The sequence below is a fragment of the Janthinobacterium sp. HH106 genome, from assembly GCF_001758725.1.
Lineage (GTDB): Bacteria > Pseudomonadota > Gammaproteobacteria > Burkholderiales > Burkholderiaceae_D > Janthinobacterium.
The window spans coordinates 104,201-123,660 of sequence record NZ_LRIC01000016.1; the positions used below are offsets into that span (position 1 = coordinate 104,201).

The window sequence follows — 19,460 nt, forward strand, 5'->3', positions numbered from 1 at the left end:
CAGGAAGAATAACAATGAGATTGCCACCAGCGATACTTGCCAATGCTGAAGAAGTGTTGCGCGAAATTTTACGTTTCACGGCCCCGGCCGACACGACCTTGTCGCGCTATTTCCGCGACCATCCGCGCCTCGGTTCGCGCGAACGCGGCGCCATCGCCGAAGGCATTTATGCCGTGCTGCGCAATAAATCGTTCTTCACGGACTTCGCCGAAGCGGGCAGCGGCCCGACCATGCGCCGCCTGACCATCCTCGGCCTGGCCGAAGCCGTCGGCGCCGACTCCTTGGGCGGCCTGACGGAAGAAGAAGTGGAATGGCTGGAACGCATCACGCAGATCGACCGCAGCCTGATGCCGGCGAACATGCGCGCCAATATGCCGACCTGGCTGTTCGACAAGCTGATCGCCCAGTTCGGCGAAGCGGAAACCATGAAGCTGGCCGATGCGCTGAACGCGCCGGCGCCGCTGGACTTGCGCGTCAATTCGCTCAAGGCCACGCGCGAAGACGTGATGCTGGCCCTGGCCGAAGCGCCGATTCTCAGCACGCCGACGCCGTTTGCGCCGCTGGGTTTGCGCGTGATCAAGAAGCCATCGCTGCAAAACCTGCCCCTGTTCCAGAGCGGGGCCATCGAAGTGCAGGATGAGGGCAGCCAGATCCTGTCGCAGATCGTCGGCGCCAAGCGCGGCGAGATGGTGGTCGATTTCTGTGCCGGCGCGGGCGGCAAGACCCTGGCGCTGGGCGCGCTGATGCGCAACACGGGCCGTCTGTACGCGTTCGACGTGTCGGAAAAGCGTCTGGCCAAGCTCAAGCCGCGTATGGCCCGCAGCGGCCTGTCGAACGTGCATCCGGTGCAGATCGCGCATGAGCGCGATGCCAAGATCAAGCGCCTGGCCGGCAAGATCGACCGCGTGCTGGTCGATGCCCCGTGCAGCGGCCTGGGCACCCTGCGCCGCAATCCGGACGTGAAGTGGCGCCAGCAACCGAACTCCATCGTCGAACTGCAAGCCAAGCAGGCAGCCATCCTGGCCGGCGCGGCGCGCCTGGTCAAGGGCGGCGGCCGCCTGGTGTACGCCACCTGCAGCTTCCTGAATGAAGAAAACGATTTTATCGCCGAGCAATTCCTGACCGCGCATCCGGACTTCACCCTGGTGCCGATGAGCAAGGTATTGGCCGAACAGAAGATCGAGCTGGAAATGGGCGACTACCTGAAATTGCTGCCGCACCTGCACCATACCGACGGCTTCTTCGCCGCCGTGTTCGAACGCAAGGTCATGCCGAAAAAAGTCTACGCCGATGAAAAACCGGCCGACGACGCTGACGCTGAACCAGCCGAGTAAGCCTGTCACGGGTCGCCGCTGCACCCTGCAGTGGCGGCCTTCAATGCCGCCAGCCCGCCTGGCGGCATGGGATCACTCCCCATCCGTCCCACCTTCCAGCCCCCATCCGCCATGAATGAAACCCCGCTGCTCAACCTGATCACTGATTTTGTCAATGATTTCCGCCAACCGGCCATCCTGTGGCAGGCGCTGGTCATCGTCGGTTGCCTTGCGCTGAGCTGGCTGCTGGTGCGGCAGTTGCGCGTGTTCCTGCATCAGCGGGCGGAAGCGGCGACGACGCCAGCCACGCCGGAAACCTTGCAGCGCACCGATAGTTTCATCCGCATCCTGACGCCCGTGCTGGCGGCCATGCTGCTGGGCATTGCGCAGCACTTCCTGGTCAAGTTCCAGTCGGTGAACCTGCTCAGTATTGCCATCCCCCTGTGCACGTCGATGGCGCTGGTGCGCTTCGGTTTTTACGTGCTGCGCCGCATTTTTGTCCGTCATGGCGACATCAGCCCCACCATGCTGCTGCTGGAAAAAATCTTCACGGTCGTGGTGTGGGCCGGCATGGCCCTGTACATCACGGGCCTGTGGCCGGATCTGCATGCCTTCCTGGAAGGCATCGTCGTGCCGCTGGGACGCAACAAGGTGTCCGTGGCTGCCATCTTGCAAGCCGCTATTTCAGTCGCCGTGCTGCTGGTGCTGGCCATGTGGGCCGGCACTTCGCTCGACGAGCGCCTGATGAAAATGCAGGGCTTGCACACCTCCCTGCGCGTGGTGCTGTCGCGCATGGGCCGCGCCGTGCTGATCCTCGTTTCCGTGCTGGTCAGCCTGTCGCTGGTGGGCATCGATCTGACGGTGCTGTCCGTGTTTGGCGGCGCTTTCGGCGTGGCGCTGGGCTTTGGCTTGCAAAAGATCGCCGCCAACTTCGTCTCCGGTTTCATCATCCTGCTCGACCGCAGCCTGACCATCGGCGACATGATCACGGTGGGTCAATTTACGGGCAAGGTGACGCAGATCAATACGCGCTATACTGTGTTATTGGGTGGCGATGGCGTTGAATCCATCGTGCCGAATGAAATGCTGATTTCCGGCGGCGTGCAGAATATGTCGCTGAGCAACCGCATGGTCTGGCTGTCGACGGCCGTGTCGGTTGGTTATGAAACGGATATCGATGTCATCTTCCCCTTGCTGGAAGCGGCGACGGCCAAGGTGCCGCGCGTGTCGCAAAGCAATCCACCATCGGCTACCCTCGTGCGTTTCGGCGCCGACGGACTTGATGTGCAGATCGGCTTCTGGATCGCGGACCCGGAAAACGGCACCGGCGGCGTGAAGTCGAATGTGAACCGCGCCATCTGGCGCACCTTGCAGGAACATAAGGTCACTGTACCGTTTCCGCAACGCGAATTGCGTATTGTTGCTACGCCTCCTGTCCCGCTTGCCAGCGCGGCAGACGGTGAGTCCGCGCCATCCGGCACCCAGCCTTAACCTCGCTGCCTGCCTCCGATTTTGCCTGATAGCACCCATTAGGGCGTACAATCACGCCTAAAATTAACTCTGCCGGACCTCCAGAGTCACTGGAGCGACCGTGCGCACGCCCTGTCCACTTGGAGTAGCAGTAATGACATTGAGTTCCGTTTTACACGACGTTTTGCAGTTCATGGCCACTGGCATTACCGATCTGTCCGCATGGCAAGTTTTTCTGTACACCATGGTGGTCACGCATATCACGATCGCCAGCGTCACGATTTATCTGCATCGCCACCAGGCCCACCGGGCGCTGGAATTGCACGCCATCCCCAGCCATTTCTTCCGTTTCTGGCTGTGGCTGACGACGGGCCAGGTCACCAAGGAATGGGCGGCCATCCATCGCAAGCATCACGCCAAGTGCGATACGGAAGAAGATCCGCACAGCCCCGTGACGCGCGGCATCAAGAAAGTGTTCTGGGAAGGCGCCGAGCTGTACCGCGCTGAATCGAAGAACATGGAAACCATGGCCAAGTACGGCCACGGCACGCCGACGGACTGGATCGAGCGCAACCTGTACACCAAGTACAGCTGGCTGGGCGTGGTGTCGCTGTTCGTCATCAATTTCGTGTTGTTCGGCGTGATCGGCATTTCCGTGTGGGCCGTGCAAATGATGTGGATCCCCATCACGGCGGCCGGCATCATCAACGGCATCGGCCACTATTGGGGCTACCGCAACTACGATTGCGCCGACGCGGCCACCAACATCATTCCGTTCGGCATCCTGATCGGCGGCGAAGAGTTGCATAACAATCACCATACCTATGCGACGTCGGCCAAGCTGTCGTCGAAATGGTATGAAATCGATATCGGCTGGGCGTATATCCGCGCGCTGGAAATGCTGGGCCTGGCCAAGGTGAAAAAGCTGGCGCCGGAACCGAAATTCTCGCACGGCAAGCTGGAAGCGGACTTCGAGACCTTGCAGTCGGTCATCGCCAACCGCTATGACGTGATGGCCAAGTATGCGAAATCGATCAAGCATGCCTGGAAGGAAGAGCTGGAGCACCTGAAGCACAAGGCCGAGCTGGAAAAGCGTTTCCTGAAATCGTCGCGCAAGCTGATGCAGCGCGAGCCGGGCAAGCTGGCCGATGTGCACCACGAGCAGCTGTCGGAACTGTTCCAGCACAGCAAGGCGCTGGAAACCATGCATCACATGCGCGTGGAACTGGGCGCCATCTGGGAGCGTTCGCACTTTACGCGCGAGCAGTTGCTGCAGAAGCTGCAAGACTGGTGCACGCGCGCCGAAGCGTCGGGTATCCAGTCGCTGCAGGATTTCTCCTTGCGCCTGCGCAGTTATGCATAGGTAAGCTGCCGCATATCGAGGCCCTGGTTTCCAGGGCCTTTTTTTCGTCCCGGCACAAGGGAAGGGGCTAAAAATCAGGGCGAAAAAAAACCGCTCATCGGAGCGGCTCTTTTTACAGAACACAAGATCAATTACTTGATTTTGGTTTCTTTGTACGTGACGTGCTTGCGTGCTTTAGGATCGAATTTCATGATCTCCATTTTCGCAGGCGTCGTACGCTTGTTTTTGGTAGTCGTGTAGAAGTGACCCGTACCGGCGGTCGATTCTAACTTGATTTTGTCGCGGCCTGATTTTGCCATGATAGCTCCCTTATTCTGCTAATTAGACTTTTTCGCCACGAGCGCGCATATCGACCAATACGGCGTCGATGCCGACTTTATCGATGACGCGCAGACCGGCGTTGGACAAACGCAGGGAGACCCAGCGGTTTTCAGATTCAACAAAAATACGACGATTCTGCAAGTTAGGCAAAAAACGACGTTTGGTTTTGTTGTTTGCATGGGAAACATTGTTGCCGACCATCGGCTTCTTCCCAGTGACTTGGCAAACACGTGCCATGGCGCACTCCTTAAAGATATTCCAAATTGGAAAAACGAGAGTATATCCAAAATAAGCAGATTTATCAATGACTTGCGAAAAACAATTGTGTCATGTTGTATTGGAAAAATTTAACAATTTGACGTCTGCCTATTCTTCATAGGGAAGCCGCTGGTAAACCGCGTCGTTTACTGCTAGATAACAGTCCCTCTGCTGTCACGTATGTCCTTGTTTACACATGGTTAACTGTGAATCGGCTGGCGCCGGCTTAGATCTGGCCGTGTTCCGCAAACGAATGCACTTGCCGCCCGGCCACGACGAAATGGTCGAGGATGCGCACGTCCACCAGCGACAGGGCTTGCACCAGCGCGCGCGTCAGTAATAGATCCGACTCGCTCGGTTCCGGCGTGCCGGACGGGTGGTTATGGCGGAGTATTAGCATGTTTTAGAAAGTGCGACACATTGATTCTCATCAAATCAAAGACTTGCAATTAATGATGTGTTGATATAGACATCATATATTAAGTACACTTGAGGACCCCATTTGTCCGTAGCGTTGATATACACTTGGATTAAACATCAAAAGTTCGTAACGAAGGATTTGCTATCGTCCAACGTTGCTCGCATGATCCTCCTCGGTTAGCTTCTGCCAAACAGGCCGCTATCATTGCGATTACTGTTTGCATCCTTGAATGGGCGCAGCAGCCGTAGCTAATACAGAGGCTGCCACGGCAGCTTGGGCAGCACCTGCCAATGCAGCCGGCATTGATCCAAGTTGGAGCTTGTTATCTGTCGTGCCAGGCGCTCGACATCTTCGTTACGCTGCACGTCAGTGCTGCAGGCTCAAAATTCGTCTTTCCCTCTTGTTACGATGCGGCGCGGTTTATGCCCAATGCGACTTTGAATCGGGTGACGCAACTCGTGGTTGAGGGCGCGCAAGCCAAAGAGTTGCCGCTGCAGCCGTTCACTGTCCATGATTTGCGCCGCGTTGGGTCGACGCTGTTGAACGAGATCGGCTTCAACCGGGACTGGATCGAGAAGTGCCTAGCGCATGAGAAGGGACGTTCCTCGCGGTCGATCTACAACAAGGCTGAGTATGCCGAGCAGCGGCGCCACATGCCGCAAGAGTGGGCCAACATAATTGATGCCTGGGGCGACGGAAAGGTTTATGTGCCGAAGCTGATGCCGGAGAACGTGGTCGTTCCGGTATTGAACGCATTAGCCTAAAAATGGCGAAATGGTTGTCTCTTGACAACCATTTCGATTACCCTCCATACTGGAAATCATTGACGGCCCGTCCTTTACATCAGAAGAAAGAGGTCGAGGAAGTTCTGAAGTACGCCGGCGATTAGGAGTGGCGTATAGAGGTTGGTGGCAACCACGCTTGGGGGTGCATTTATTGCCCGTACAACGACGAGAAGTGCCGCTGCGGAGAGTTTTGCATTACCTCGATATGGAATACCCCCAAAAACCCCGATAATCACGCTCACGCCTTGCGGCGCGTGGTGGACAATTGCACCACGCATCGTAAGCAGCATGAGACCGATGACGGAGCAAAGGAGTATCACGATGGAATACACTTTCACTTTGAAATACCAGCTTGCCGATGATGATCACGGTTCGGATGTGCTGGTCGAACGCTTGGGCGAAGCTGGCTGCGACGATGCTTTGGTAGGCATCGGGCAACCAGGGCGGTTGGCGCTGGAGTTCACCCGCGAGGCGACGGATGCGGACGAGGCTGTGCGTAGTGCGCTGGCAGATGTGCGCCGTGCCACGCCGTCGGCACGGCTGATCGAAGTGACACCAGATCTGGTAGGGCTGACCGACGTGGCAGACATCGTAGGGGTGTCGCGACAGAACATGCGCAAGTTGATGTTGGCTCACCCGGGTAGTTTTCCTGCGCCAGTGCATGAAGGGAGTGCGTCGATCTGGCACTTGGCGGACGTACTGACCTGGTTGCAGGCCAAGGGCAACTATGCATTGGACAAAGACGTTTTTGACGTGGCGCGGGTGGCCTTGCAGGTCAATGTGGCTAAAGAGGGGCAGCGCTTGCCACGTTCTGCGTCCAAAGCGCTGGAAGCCTTGGTAGAATGACGCAGGTACGACAAGCCGATCATGAGTGACGACGATACTGGCACAACGCCGATAAAAATCGACAAAGTTCGAGCATCAAAGGCAGGCCATGCTTTTCATGAAGCTTGGGCGGCGCGCACCGCTCTTGAACTCCTGCCACCGCTGACCGAGCTTACAGCGATCACGCTTGAGGGTTTCGACGAGCAGGATGAGCAGAGTTTGGAAATCGGCGCGGTCGAGATTGCTGATCTTGTTCGGTATTATGGCGCCACGGATGTTGCACGGGCGCATCGAGTCGCGGTTGTCCAGTTCAAGTACTCGATCGCAAGCGCCTCAAAGGCAGTTCGAGCTGCTGACCTGGCTTCAACTCTCTGCAAGTTTGCTGTAACCGATGCTGAGCTGCGGGCGACCCATGGCGATGACCATGTTCTTGCCGTAGTCCGCTATGAATTTGCGACAAACAGACCCATCCACGAGAACTTGGAGAAAGCGATTTCTGCGTTCATCGCAGGCACGCAAGAATCCGGTGATATTGCTAGCCAAACAGGCCAGATCGCAGTAGCCATGAAAGGCTATCCTCATCCATTTGCTGACCTGCTGCGACGACTGGACTTGGTGGGCAATAAGGGGAGCTTGACAGAGGCTGAGCGTGCCATTTCAACAACTCTTGCCGCATGGAGCGAACCAGGGGACCCTGATGCGGAAAAACGCCTGCTCAAGTTGCGGAACCTTATCAGGATCAAGGCCGGTCCCGGTAGCGAGACGGACAAACGAGTTGATCGGGTAGCGGTACTGGCTGAATTGGAAGTGGAGCACGAGGATCGGCTGTATCCCACGCCTGACGCGTTTCCCGAAGTTGAAATCGTCATTCAGCGCGAAGTCCTTGACGACATTGCAACCCTCGCCCGTGAAACGGGCCTTCCTCTCGTTGTCCATGCTGCGGGCGGGATGGGAAAGACGGTTCTGATGCAAGGCCTCGCCGACCGATTGCAAGCCGATGGTCCCGTGGTGCTCTTCGATGGTTTCGGCGCTGGTCGCTGGCGGGATCCTGCCGACGGCCGGCATCTCCCGGAAAGAACGCTTGTCCACCTTGCCAATCTTATGGCCGGGCAAGGCCTGTGCGACATTCTATTGCCGGTAGTTGATGTAACGAGCTTACTGAGAGCGTTCCGCAGACGGCTCGCCCAGTCGGTGGAGACAGCTAGGCAAACTTGCAGCGATGCATGTGTTTCGCTGGTGCTCGACGCGATAGACCACGCTGGGCTTGCCGCTCGGGATACCGTGACATCATCGTTCGCACACCTTCTCATGGGTAGCATCAGCGTAGATCCGATCGATGGCGTCCGCATCGTCGCATCGTGCCGAACCGAACGGCTCGCGCTGGCAACCGGTGGTGCTTCGCACCGTCCTTACTCCATCCCGCTATTCACTAACTCCGAAGTACGCTCCCTTGTTGAGTGGCGCGTGCCGAATGCGTCGGCTCACGAGATCGCCGCTTTGCAGACTCGGTCGGGCCTTAACCCACGCTGTCTGGACAACCTGATTACCACTGGGCGACCGTTTGATCCCGTGTCTTTCCCAGACACACCAGCAGAGCCGCAAGATTTGCTAAACGTGCTGATTCACAAGCGCCTTACCGAAGCGCGCGAAACTGCACGCGCTCGCGGTGCAAGCGATGCAGACATTGATCTATTGCTCACAGGCATTGCCTTGCTGGCGCCCCCGGTTCCTATTGCAGAGCTGGCTGCCGCACACGGCTTGATCGCGGAGCAGGTTGAAAGTTTCGCTGCCGACCTCGCCCCTTTGCTTGAGCGAACGCCCCACGGTCTTATGTTTCGAGATGAACCGACCGAGACCCTGATCCGATCGAGCTATGGCGCGAGCCAAGTTGACCGAGACCGCGTAATTGCCACACTCCAAGAACGCCAGCTCACTTCAAACTATGCAGCTCGGGCACTGCCTGCGTTGCTCACCTCCCTGTGCGATGCCAATCAGCTCATTCAACTGGCCTATGATCTGCGTGTGCCACGAGGTGCTTCACAGGTAAGCGCACGCGATATCCGTCTATCGCGGATCACCGCCGCGATAGCTTTGGTGGGAGAGTTGAGCCGGCGCGACGACCTTCTGCGCCTGCTGTTGGAAGCATCACTCGTTGCTGCGGGACATGAACGATCTGACCGCTTCCTTTACGAAAATCCTGACCTCACCGCAATAGCGGGTGACCCCGAAGCCTTGCGGCGGCTTTCCGCGACCAATGTTGGCTGGCCCGGGGGGAAACACGCCGCGCTTGCACTCGCGAACGCCTTCGCAGGCGACCGAGACGAGGCCCGCCGCCACGCACGGCGATCAATCGATTGGCACAATTGGGCCGGGCATAGTAAACGCAGTGAGCGTTTTATCGAATCGAGTGCCTCAAGGCAGTGGGATGATATTGGCTTCGCCTATGTCGAGATGCTGGCGGGCAATGACGTGCGAGTTGCCGAGTTTTTTGCTCGGCAAGACGACGGTGTAGCCTTCGCCAAGTTTCTGAATTTGTTCGATCTCCTGGATCGACACCAGCGTTCGGCGCATCCGCCCAAAACCCGCATCGGAATGCGGTTGTTGCGTTGCCGTCTGCCATCGCGCGCTCTCTACGCTGCCGCGTTTTCATTCGTTGGTCGTGACCCATCCTACGCCAGAGGACTTGTCGCGGCACTTGCTGCAGCACCTTCTGCGAATGGCAAAAGCGAAGGCTTGGCGATGGCTAGTGTGCTGGCATCTGCACTGGCCATAGAGCTCGGCCTGGAGAAGGAGGCGGCAAGCATCCTCGCTGGAACTGCACTTACACCGCCAAGCGTTTATGACTATTCCAGTCACTATCCGAGCGACCGCGCGATCCATGTGACCGTACTGGCCGCCGGTGTTCGAGCCGCTTTGAGCCGGAAGCGCGCCGCCCTAATTGACATAGCACCAGCGGAATTAATTGAGTTGGTGCCTGCAAGTGCTCGATCGCGGGGCGCTGCGACCTTCAATCGGATGCTTAACCAGAAGCTAGCGGCTCCGAAATTCGACGGAACTCGGCACCGACGGAAGCGGCGGTGTGGTCTCGTCGAGGAAAAACGCTCAGACTACTCGCGTGCGCTGGGCGACCGGATTCTTCCGATGCTGAACTATGCTCAGGATGTCGCCGACATCATTCGTCCGCCGAGTGGAAAGACACGAGATGAGATGGTTGTTGCAGCGTTCGAACGACTTATCCGTGATGTCGAGCAATCGTCCAACTATCCGTATCGTGATGGGAAGGCGTATCTCGCACGGAACGGTTTCCGAGTGATTTTTGATCTTGCCGATGCGTTAGGTGCGTTCAATGCCTCGCTTGCGAAACGCATGGTCGACTGGATCGAGAGTGCGCCAGGCCTATTCACGCCGGAGCTGACCAATTCGGTTGCTCGACTATCGCGCATCTCCCCGTGCCATGATGCTGCGCTCCTTCTTGCCGGTCATGTCGAGCGTAAGATCCAGCTCGATACCGATGTCGGATCTAGAATTTCATCCTACGGTGATCTCGCTCGCGCAGTCTGGCGAGTAAGCACTGAAGAGGCTGCGGCCTATTTTCGCCGTGCGCTTGATCTTGCCGAGGCAATTGGATCGGAGGATTTTGATCGTACCAACCACTTGTTGGAGCTGACCGGCCGCTATTCGGGTCCCGAACTGCAGCCGGCGTCGGCGCACACCATGGCGCGTATCCTTGAGCTGAATCAGAACGAGGATGGCAAATTCCCTTGGACTGAATACGCGAAAACGATGGTACCGATTGCTGGTCGAGCGACGTTGGCTACGCTGGCACGACTGGACGATCGTGACGCGGCTCGGCTCGGACTGTCACTCGGTCCCGCTTTAACTATCCTAGTTCGTGATTCGAAGCTTTCGGTGGAAGCTGCCGTCGCGCTATTCGGCTTGGCTGCTCCAGTCGAAACGTGGACGTGGCACATATCAGACTTCGCGTCAGAAGTCATTCGCCGTCTACCTCAAAAGCGATGGGAATGGTTCTTCGATCTCCTTCTGACCGAGATCGATCGTGAGAATCAACTGTCTCCCGCACGAGATACCATCCAGCGGCTACATGACCTAGTTGAGAAGGTTCTTCCTGCCGCTTCTCATGCCCTATTACGAATCGAGGGGCTGCTTGCGCGCCTCGGACCCCAATCAGAATCGCGAACAGTCATGTCTCCGTCGGCTGCGGCGGAGCCGCCGCCCGTCTTTCCGGTGGACCTCACGGACGCTGATGACATTGATCGTCAGATCCTTAATGAGAAAATTGACCAGTCGGGGCGGCGTTGGCCAGTTCGAACACTAATCGATTTGGCTAAGCAAGCGAACTCTCCCGCCGAGCGCCTTGGGTTCGTCCGCGCGGTCGTTGAAACAACGGCCGCCACGCTTGTTGACAAAATCCACGCATTGGACGGCTACCTAGAGGAGTGGGGGAGGTCGTCAGCGGCTATGCGTGATGCTTTGCCTGACTTGGGGCTGCGCCTTGCCACCAAGCATGCCGTCGAACTTGCCAGTTCAAGCAACGGCGCGTGGGGCGGCTGGAGGGGGCTGGAGCAGAGTTTTCATGCCAAACGGGCCACCCTTGTCGAGCATGTAGTTGCAGCGCTCCGGAGTACCGCGGACAGTCTTGGTGGTAATGCTTGGCTCGCGCTCGCCGCAAGACTGGCACCTGACGTCAGTGCCAGTGCTATCTCGGAAGGCCTCGAACGGTTTCTGGCGAACACAGATGAAAAGCTGCCGACCGAAGTTGGTGACGGACCGTGGAACGTGCGTTTTACAGTGCCGCCCGATGAGGCAACATTTCTAGCGGGATTCGTGTGGGCGAGGTTGGGCCACCCCGTCGCAGCAATGCGGTGGCGTGCCGCCCATGCTGTTCGGCGCTTGATGACGGCTGGGCGATCGGATGTGATTGATAGGCTGATTGACCATTTTGGGGCAGCTTCGAATTTGCCTTTCGGCGATGCGAAGCTGCCTTTCTACGTAATGCATGCGCAGCTCTGGCTGTTGATGGCCCTCGCCCGCGTAGCGAAAGACGCCGCTACCGTATTTATCCCTCATCGCGCATTTTTTGAACGGATCGTCTGTTCTACTGAGTTCCCGCACGTTGCCATGCGTGCGTTCGCGATAGACATACTTCGCGTGCTTGCGCCTGCACTCAGACCCGAAGAGCGCGAAGCTATGCTTGCTAAGCTTGGCTCCGCAAACCGTTCGCCCTTCCCGTCGGCGTCTGGAACCGACTATCGCGAGTTCCGGTATACAGCCAGGCCAGACTCTTCGCCGCGAGCAGAAGATGGTTTTCGCCTCGACTACGACTTCAATAAATATCAGGTCGAGCGTTTGTGCCACGTCTTCGCTTGTCCAGGCTGGGTGGTGGAAGACCGCATCAGTGCCTGGGTGCGGCGTTGGGACGCAACCGTGCGAGGAATGCACGATTGCCCACGTAGCAGAAGCAATGACGAATCTTGGTCTTCGGGGTATGTCCCAGACCGAGATCGGTATGGGGGATATCTCGGATGGCATGCACTTATGCTTGTTGCCGGCGAGTTGCTGGCGACACGGGCAATTGTCGGCGAAGACTGGAACGGCGATGCTTGGGCCGCGTTCCTGAGGGAATACACACTATCAAGAAACGATGGCCTCTGGCTTGCTGATCTCACCGATCCGTTTCCGCTCGACCTTACCAAGGAGGTGGACATGCCTATGCCGGAGAGTGGCGAGAGAAGCACCGTCCGCGAGGACAGCAATCTGTTATCACCGTTGCTCGGTTTGCAGGACGGCAAGGTGGCAGCCGACTGGCTTCAGATTGCGGGGCGTTGGTCGATCGGGAGAGACACAACTGTGACGCTTCAAAGCGTAGTGGCGAATGCGAGTGATGCGCGAGCGGTGGTCATGACGGTGCTGTCATCTGAAGCATTCTTCAGATGGTTGCCTGACGACGAAGATGAGATTGTCCGTCACTTCGGCGGCGGCCACACGGTTCAGCCATGGGTGGAGACGACGCCGAACACCGAGCAGCAACTTGATCGGCATGATCCTTATGGTGCCGCCACGGCACTCGACAGGCCTTTTCCGTCACAGTGGACGAGAGACCTGTTGGGTACAAGTGCGGACGATCAGGTGAGCCGCCGCTGGTCAATTGACGGGAGAACAGCGTATCGTGCCGAAGCCTGGGGCGCCGAGGGTGGACAGGGTGACTATGCTTGGAGCGAGACTGGATACCGCTTGTTCATCAGTCGTGGCGAATTGCTTTCCCTGCTCAAGGTATCCGAGCGTAGCCTCGTCATCGTACTCACGCTCCAAAAATACCATAGAGGTAAGTCGAGCGGGCGTGCCGGAGACACCAGCAGCTTTAGTCATCGTTCGCTGGTGGTCGTCATTGATGAGCGAGGTCAAATTTGGTCGCCGCGAGGCCTTTCTCGACAAGCCAAAGAAACTCTTGCAAAGATCGACGCTGACCGACGGCGCGATTTGTATCCGCGGTTCCGTGCGATCGCTGGCCTGCCTGATGAAAGGCTATCTCTGCGCACTGATCCACCGTTTAGCGAGGAGCAGTATCGATTAGTCATCGAACGTCTATGGCCCGAATAACGGCACGGGTTCACTCCTCAATCGTGCCCGACCGGACAGGGCGAGTTTTTCGTAGGCTTACATCCGGTTTTGAAATGCCGACGCGTCGGGATTGTTTTCGGTACTCGATCCACGCTTCCACTTCGGAAAAATCCCACACGACGTAGCGCGGCGTCAAGTTGAAGCGATGCGGGAACTCGCCGCGACGCTCCATTTCGTAGATCGTTGTTTCCGCCAGGGGGAGGATCTGTCGCAGTTCTTGGCGGCGGATGGTCCGACGGAAGGGATGGACTAGGTCGACTTCCGCAAGTCCAGCTGCGGCCTGTCGGTGCTGGTCGAACAGGCGCGCTTGGACTCGATCGGTTCGGCAGCGCGCTCTACGTATTCGTCAACCGTGACCGTAACAAGATCAGGCTGCTGTACTTGCACCGCCATGGTTTCTGCCTGTGACTCAAGCGTCTCGAGGCGGAGAAATCCGCCTGGCCGCGCGACGCTGACGGCGCCACGCAAGGGGTTCCGCTGCAGCAGTTTGAGTGGCTGCTGGAAGGTTCGATTTATGGCAGAAACCACGCCATAAAATCCTGCAATTCTGTTCTGTTTCATAGGGAAATTGGGTACACTACTTACCCAAGACGGCAATAGGCAAGCGCTTACACCGTTCCAACCACACTCTATCTACCTCTGGAGAACGACGTGAAGCGCGACCCTAACAAAACAGCACGAAATCAACAAATTAGATCGATTAAGGATCAGCGTCGTGCGCTGCAGAGCTCCGTGTTCGCCGAATTGGCAGGCTTTGAAGGTGGGAAATATTGCAACGAACTATCGCTAAATGCTTTCATTGGGAGCAAAACAGACGACTATATCGAGTTGAAAAATGAGATCATTAAGTCCCCGATGGAATACCAAAGTAAGTGGCTCAAAGGTTTGAAGAGGTGCGTAGTCAAGTCCGCAATAACAGGTACAGAACCGAGGCATGGAAAAATTCACGGTCTGCTTACCGGCAATAACCCAAACTTCAAGAAATATGTAGCGCTATTTTTGGAAGGGTCATTCCTCAAGCACTATGATGAGCACTACAAGCAAAAGCCGAAACTTGACGAAAGCGAATACTGGTTTGGCAACAACGATGACGAGTTTGGTTTATTGGTGACTCCTCGATTTTCGGGCGGCAACTGGGAGAACGATAAATCCGAGATCAGACATTTCAAGCATCCGTACTGGACTCTTTCGCATGTATTGGAAACTGGCGTTTGCTACATGGGCGAAGAGAAAATGCGGACATTTTCAAAATTGTCAGACTATTTGCAGTTTTTTCGCGATCTCGTCCGTAGAACAAAGTCAAAGTATCAGCTTGACATTGCGGACCGGTACATTGCCTACGTTGAAACGCATAGTCTGCCGCTTTCGGTACCGATGCTCATTCCTGAAATCAGGTATGACCCATTCAAGACCAAGCATGAGCACAGGTTGGATTTCCTTATCATAAACCCATGGAACCTAGAAAAATACGGTTTCGAATTTTCGCCCTGGTCCACGCACGGAAAACTGACGGGTGCGAAGCGAACAATGAGCGAATACAACGCTGACGCGAAGGCTAACTTTGAAAAAGAAATGACAAAACACAAAAAATACTGGCGTAAATTCGGTGTGACATACATCGTTTATACTGACCAAGATTTAGCCGATATGGATGCGATATGGGATGAAATGAAGCGGCACTTGGAAATTCTCGGTCAGCCCGACCAGCTAGAACTAGCATTATTGAGCGAATTACTTTAGTCCATCGATCTGGGCCGTAGGACGACTGTCAGGAAACCGCACTCACGGGGCAATCCATCCAAGTTAAGTAGCAAGCCCGCGCAATTACTGGCAAATCAATGAAATAGTGCTTGACGTGGTACTGGCTTTGCGCGGCCGCCGCCTTGCTGACCTCTCTTTTTTCGACAGCGGCAAGGCGGCGGCCAATGAAGGTCTTTTGACTTGCATTGGCCTTTCATGTCGCTCGCTTCTTTGCTGTCCAATTTCTCCGACCACCTTCAATCCGACCAGTTCCGGCTTAGCGCGCGTCATCCGGATCATCCGACAGCGTTTCAACGGCGCCGCAAGCTGCCGCTACCCATGCTATTAGATGGCGGCAGCCCACTTGCTCGCCGACGCGCTGGCTCTGACCACCAAGCGAACGCTTAAACATCGCCCAGGACAATCAAGATCACGGAAAACCAACGCCTACAAGCCTCATAAATACATGGCCTACAAGGCCGCTTGATGGGAGCTTATTGCTTACTTGGGTGGATTGGGATCTGCCCCCGGCATCACGGCCGCCGCTCAGCCATCTTAAGGCTACTTGGCTTTGGCAAGCTTGTGAGGTCGCTCGGCCTCTTGTGTCGGGCTGGAACCTTCATGATCAAAACCAGCCGTGACTGGGATTCGCCATGGTGGCGAACGTGGCGCATCTCGAATAGGCATCTTTAGATGTGCGGTACCGTCACGGTTAGAGCTTGGCCCGCAATAGGATAGTAGATGGCAAACATCCTAGCGCAATGGAAATTCGTACGATATTGGCAAAGCTAACGTTGCGCTCACCTCGTTCGATTTTGCCCATGTGGCTACGATCGATGGTAGCGACGTGCGCTAATTCCTCTTGCGACATTCCACGCTCCTTCCGCATCGCACGCACGGCTGAACCGACAGCTAGTAGTTGCGAACTAAATTCTTGGTCGGCCGATGAGGATTTCATCCCCGAATAATTGATTTATCAGGCAAAATAGGCCACGGCATTTACGACCCATAATGCCAATGTAGCAACCATTTAATACGATAATTAAGGTATAACTTGAAAAAGCCCGTCCTGATCCGAATCCCCCAAGAATTACATGATAAATTGATAATTTTGTCAGCAGAGCTAACGGTTGATAGACTTCGCCTGATCAGCGTCCCAGCACTCATCGTTGAGTTGCTTACAGATTTGGTTGAAAAACGTGGCCATAGTCAAAGTTAGGCTCACATCGTTTTCGCAAGAAATCAAGCACTTGGCACATGTGGGCTTACCATTCGGCCGCCCAACCTGTCGTTTATCCGCCTCTGGCGTTCATATGCGGCGTCAACCTGGGGGGGCGGAAGCTCTGCTGGAGATGCTGAACGGTCCGTCCTCGGTCAGCTCAATCGTCCAAGGCATCGGCGGGTTTTCGCTAAACCTGCCCATGATTGTCCTGGGGAGACGGAAAGTCTCCATGGTCGCCTGCTGAAAGCCTTGCAACAGGTCGAAGAAGCACTGCGCGGTCTGCGACCAAAATGCGCTGCTTCAAGTTACTGGGGGAACGAGTGATGGCACGCGATTTTGACCGTTAGGCCGCCGAGTAGCAAGTACGCGCCGCAATTCTCAGCCGCTTCACCCAACTCGGCACACCGACGACGGTGAAGTTAGCGGCCATTTCTCAGATCCAAGGCGTCAAGAGCCTCAAGCGTTTGCACTACCTGCTCGACTAGGTCGCCATCGAAGTCATCTCTGTCGGCTTCTTCATGAGTGCCCTTATTCAAGTAGCTCCAAACGAGGTTGTCGGAGGGGATGCCAAGGATGCGGCCATACGCGTCAACGAGCAACGGCTTATTCGGGTGGACGAAGGTTGCCGTAGTGTGGAGGCGATTGCGCACAGCTTCGCATAGGCCACGCAGTTGTGGCTCAGCGCCAACGCCAGCAAGTTGCAAATTCAATAGGCCGATCCCATGGCTGGCGAGCCATTTCCAAGTCTTCTCCGCAAGCATCTCGAGAGCTTGCCGCGATGATGCCAGAGCCTCCCTGTCATCCAGCTCGTTTTTCGACGCGCGCGCCTTCGCAATGTAGTTCCTGCTTAGGACATTGTTTACCCTTGGTTGATAGTTGCCATCAGGGCTGCGGAACAAGTAGACCTTGCATTCTTCGCGCCGGTTAGCCAACAGGTGCTGCTGGATATCTTTGATGAACTCGTTGCTATGGCATGTGACGACGAGTTGCGTTTGTGCGAAATGATCGCTCTCAAAGATCGTCTCCCGGATTCCGCCGCGATGATCGTGGTCGATCGCATTGATCACGTCATCGAATACGATCAACGGACTTTGGATGCTTTGGCTTTTCGCGAGCAGGATGGCAAGGCCCAGGCACCGAATGTGGCCTTCGCTTAGGATGCGCAAGGCGTCCACGCTGACCGCTGGATTGCCGCGAAAGGAAATTTCGATCTTGTCGTCGCCCGTCACTGGCAAGTGGAGGGCCGCGAGCTTGTCGCGATCCTGGTCGTTCCGATTGAACTCGTTGTAAAGATTCATAGCCGCTTCATTGAGGCCGGCCATCAGTGTTCCAGGAAGCTGGTTGCGGTAGCTTTTGATCTGCACGAGGAAGCTGTCGTATGCCGCCTTGATCGGTGCATCGCGCGCGATGTGGAGTGCCTCCTGGGCGACCTCATTGATAAGCTCCGCGTTGTCGATATCGAAGGCCGCGATGCGCGCTCGCGCAGCCGCTAGGGCATCGACATGCTGTTTCCGCTTTGCGTCCTGAGCTTGCACCAGCAAGACGAGGGCATCGAGGCCGTCTCGTTCCGTGATGTTGCGTTGGCGCTCTTGGCCGGCGAGAAGCGAGGCGGCATCTTGCGCGACGACGAGGTCGACGGTGGCCAAAATTTGATCGAGCGTCGAGGCCTCGTCAGTAACGGCGGTCTCTTGGCCTGCTGGCGTCGGATAGACCCCATCCCACCAATTTCCTGCAGGTGTCGCCGGAAGACCAGCGAGATATTGGCCGACGTGCGTTTCTTGACCCTCCCGCGCGACGACGAAGGCCGCAAGTGTGGCAAGGCGTTGACGAAGCTCCCGCGATGCGGTGGCCAACTCCGCTTGGATCGTTTTGCGTTGCTCTTGGAGCTCGCCAAGCTCTTTCAACTGTCCGAGGCCAGTCGCGGCCTTTTCGTAGGGATTGGTCGCGACATGGCCATCTCCTGCGAGAGGCGTGTCGCAGGCTGGGCAATGGTCTCCCTCGGTAGGTTGAAGAGCGACGATAGCGGTGTAGAGATCCCTGAACGAAACTTGATTGCTTCGCTCGTCGAGTTTTGCGACGACGCCTGTGAGGTCCTCTTGGCTCTTGCGAGCCGATTCGAAGGTGGCTAGCAGCTCCGCGCGCGTCAACCCAATGGTCGCCGGAGGCACCGCGTTGAGGATGCCTTGGAGCTCCTGCAGGCGTCCAGGCGCAACGGCGGAGCCGAGAATCGCTTTCAGGCCATCATAGGTCATCCCCTTCGAGTGGGTGAGCGCGAGGGCGGCTTCCTGATTGGCCAGGCCGATCAGGGCCTGGACTTCGCCATCGACTATTGTTTGGTCCGCAGCCAAGGCGTTGCGTTTGCTGGTCAGACCAAGCTGCTTAGGGGCGGTAAGCACGAGCTGCGCGTCGATTGCCTCATTGAAGTGGCCGACGAACTCGTTGAAGTTCTGCATCCCGAACAAGGTGGCGATCAGCTCCGTGCGCTGGGCGGGCGGCCTGGCTGCGATCCGGGAGAATGCGTCGATGCGGTTTTTCTCGATGAAGCAGAAACGGAAGGTGTCGATGCTCGCGGCGACAGGAATCTCCCGGTTTTGATGACTCGTCGCCAGCAGAACAGGCGCGGCGAAGCGGGCGGCGTGGGCGTTCGCGAGATAAACGCGCTGCTCGATGCGTTTGGTGTCAGCCTCTTCGACTGAGCCAAGAAGGGCATATTCAAGGCCTTCGCAGAAGCTGGTCTTGCCGCTTCCATTGGGGCCGTAGAAAAGGATGATGCGTTTTTGAAGATCGAAAGGCGCCGGCGTGCGAAAGCCTCGAAACGGTCCTAAGGTGAGATGCCGCAGGCGTTGCCAGGGCCAGGCTCCGTCGACAGCGAGCGGCTGGATATCCGGTAGCGCCGCCTGCGCCTCGGCCCAAGCTCGGTGAGCTTGCTCGACCAAGTAGACGGACCGCTGGCTGCGGTTGCGGGTCGTCCGAGCGACCCCGTCGAAGTTAGCCAAGATGAGATTGGCTAGGCGGCGGACATCCGCGTGGGCCAAATTTTCTGGCTGATGCAGCCAGACCACGAACCGCTCAAAATCCCGCTGTGAAGTTGCCATGTCGCCCC

General features: G+C 56.8%; 11 protein-coding genes and 5 pseudogenes. 9 read left to right on the forward strand and 7 right to left on the reverse strand.

The window, feature by feature from the left end; all coding sequences use genetic code 11:
* The first annotated feature begins 14 nt into the window (after positions 1-14).
* The 3 genes from JAB8_RS08835 to JAB8_RS08845 all read left to right on the forward strand — a co-directional run bounded on the left by JAB8_RS08835 (position 15) and on the right by JAB8_RS08845 (position 4,146).
* Entirely contained in the window at positions 15-1,334 is a 1,320-nt protein-coding gene (locus JAB8_RS08835) for an RsmB/NOP family class I SAM-dependent RNA methyltransferase (RefSeq protein WP_070289226.1), read from the forward strand.
* A gap of 66 nt (positions 1,335-1,400) precedes the next feature.
* Positions 1,401-2,804, forward strand: a complete 1,404-nt coding sequence (locus tag JAB8_RS08840) for a mechanosensitive ion channel domain-containing protein (RefSeq protein ID WP_254679480.1) — start codon at positions 1,401-1,403, stop codon at positions 2,802-2,804.
* Between the two features lie 133 nt (positions 2,805-2,937).
* Entirely contained in the window at positions 2,938-4,146 is a 1,209-nt protein-coding gene (locus JAB8_RS08845; RefSeq protein WP_070289228.1) for a fatty acid desaturase, read from the forward strand.
* A 131-nt stretch (positions 4,147-4,277) separates the two neighbouring features.
* On the opposite strand, the gene rpmG is transcribed toward JAB8_RS08845, so the two are convergent.
* The 3 genes and pseudogenes from rpmG to JAB8_RS28065 all read right to left on the reverse strand — a co-directional run.
* Positions 4,278-4,445, reverse strand: coding sequence for a 50S ribosomal protein L33 (gene rpmG / locus JAB8_RS08850; RefSeq protein WP_010400929.1), 168 nt, complete (start codon positions 4,443-4,445; stop codon positions 4,278-4,280).
* A 22-nt stretch (positions 4,446-4,467) separates the two neighbouring features.
* Positions 4,468-4,704: a 50S ribosomal protein L28 gene (gene rpmB, locus JAB8_RS08855; RefSeq protein WP_010400928.1), complete on the reverse strand. Its 237-nt coding sequence runs from the start codon at positions 4,702-4,704 to the stop codon at positions 4,468-4,470.
* A 247-nt stretch (positions 4,705-4,951) separates the two neighbouring features.
* Positions 4,952-5,122, reverse strand: a pseudogene (locus JAB8_RS28065) (JAB domain-containing protein); the annotation flags it as partial.
* A 347-nt stretch (positions 5,123-5,469) separates the two neighbouring features.
* Here JAB8_RS28065 and JAB8_RS08860 point away from each other — a divergent pair.
* The 4 genes and pseudogenes from JAB8_RS08860 to JAB8_RS08870 all read left to right on the forward strand — a co-directional run.
* Positions 5,470-5,910: pseudogene (locus JAB8_RS08860) on the forward strand (tyrosine-type recombinase/integrase); the annotation flags it as partial.
* 59 nt (positions 5,911-5,969) lie between these two features.
* A pseudogene (locus tag JAB8_RS29865) lies at positions 5,970-6,293 on the forward strand (hypothetical protein).
* Positions 6,253-6,777, forward strand: a complete 525-nt coding sequence (locus tag JAB8_RS08865) for a DNA-binding protein (RefSeq protein ID WP_070289269.1) — start codon at positions 6,253-6,255, stop codon at positions 6,775-6,777. The pseudogene JAB8_RS29865 and the gene JAB8_RS08865 overlap by 41 nt, the downstream one beginning before the upstream one ends.
* 21 nt (positions 6,778-6,798) lie before the next feature.
* A complete protein-coding gene (locus JAB8_RS08870) occupies positions 6,799-13,374 on the forward strand; it encodes a hypothetical protein (RefSeq protein ID WP_070289229.1) in 6,576 nt (2,191 codons plus the stop codon).
* 10 nt (positions 13,375-13,384) lie between these two features.
* Here the strand turns inward: JAB8_RS08870 and JAB8_RS28075 are convergent.
* Both JAB8_RS28075 and JAB8_RS29690 read right to left on the reverse strand, forming a co-directional pair.
* Positions 13,385-13,639, reverse strand: a pseudogene (locus tag JAB8_RS28075) (AlpA family phage regulatory protein); the annotation flags it as partial.
* 5 nt (positions 13,640-13,644) lie between these two features.
* Positions 13,645-13,956 carry a hypothetical protein gene (locus JAB8_RS29690; RefSeq protein ID WP_217494216.1) on the reverse strand — a complete coding sequence of 104 codons (312 nt, stop codon included), beginning with the start codon at positions 13,954-13,956 and terminating at the stop codon, positions 13,645-13,647.
* A 90-nt stretch (positions 13,957-14,046) separates the two neighbouring features.
* Between JAB8_RS29690 and JAB8_RS08885 the strand changes: the two genes are divergently transcribed.
* The gene (locus JAB8_RS08885) at positions 14,047-15,135 is read left to right on the forward strand and encodes a hypothetical protein (protein WP_070289232.1); all 1,089 of its coding nucleotides are present in this window, start codon (positions 14,047-14,049) and stop codon (positions 15,133-15,135) included.
* 712 nt (positions 15,136-15,847) lie between these two features.
* Here the strand turns inward: JAB8_RS08885 and JAB8_RS28085 are convergent.
* Positions 15,848-16,093, reverse strand: a complete 246-nt coding sequence (locus JAB8_RS28085; RefSeq protein WP_071654395.1) for a helix-turn-helix transcriptional regulator — start codon at positions 16,091-16,093, stop codon at positions 15,848-15,850.
* A gap of 548 nt (positions 16,094-16,641) precedes the next feature.
* Between JAB8_RS28085 and JAB8_RS28535 the strand changes: the two are divergent.
* Positions 16,642-16,842: pseudogene (locus JAB8_RS28535) on the forward strand (hypothetical protein); the annotation flags it as partial.
* Here the strand turns inward: JAB8_RS28535 and JAB8_RS08890 are convergent.
* On the reverse strand, positions 16,777-19,452 hold the full coding sequence (locus JAB8_RS08890) for an AAA family ATPase (RefSeq protein WP_070289233.1): 2,676 nt from the start codon (positions 19,450-19,452) through the stop codon (positions 16,777-16,779). The pseudogene JAB8_RS28535 and the gene JAB8_RS08890 sit on opposite strands and share 66 nt — an antisense overlap.
* Positions 19,453-19,460: the final 8 nt, after the last annotated feature.

Excerpts from the sequence above, each read along its gene's own strand:
- JAB8_RS08835 (WP_070289226.1), top strand. The coding sequence starts at position 15 with ATGAGATTGCCACCAGCGATACTTGCCAATGCTGAAGAAGTGTTGCGC.
- JAB8_RS08870 (WP_070289229.1), top strand. The coding sequence starts at position 6,799 with ATGAGTGACGACGATACTGGCACAACGCCGATAAAAATCGACAAAGTT.
- JAB8_RS08845 (WP_070289228.1), top strand. The coding sequence starts at position 2,938 with ATGACATTGAGTTCCGTTTTACACGACGTTTTGCAGTTCATGGCCACT.
- JAB8_RS28085 (WP_071654395.1), bottom strand. The coding sequence starts at position 16,093 with ATGAAATCCTCATCGGCCGACCAAGAATTTAGTTCGCAACTACTAGCT.
- JAB8_RS08865 (WP_070289269.1), top strand. The coding sequence starts at position 6,253 with ATGGAATACACTTTCACTTTGAAATACCAGCTTGCCGATGATGATCAC.
- JAB8_RS08890 (WP_070289233.1), bottom strand. The coding sequence starts at position 19,452 with ATGGCAACTTCACAGCGGGATTTTGAGCGGTTCGTGGTCTGGCTGCAT.
- JAB8_RS08840 (WP_254679480.1), top strand. The coding sequence starts at position 1,401 with ATGGGATCACTCCCCATCCGTCCCACCTTCCAGCCCCCATCCGCCATG.
- rpmB (WP_010400928.1), bottom strand. The coding sequence starts at position 4,704 with ATGGCACGTGTTTGCCAAGTCACTGGGAAGAAGCCGATGGTCGGCAAC.
- JAB8_RS29690 (WP_217494216.1), bottom strand. The coding sequence starts at position 13,956 with ATGAAACAGAACAGAATTGCAGGATTTTATGGCGTGGTTTCTGCCATA.
- rpmG (WP_010400929.1), bottom strand. The coding sequence starts at position 4,445 with ATGGCAAAATCAGGCCGCGACAAAATCAAGTTAGAATCGACCGCCGGT.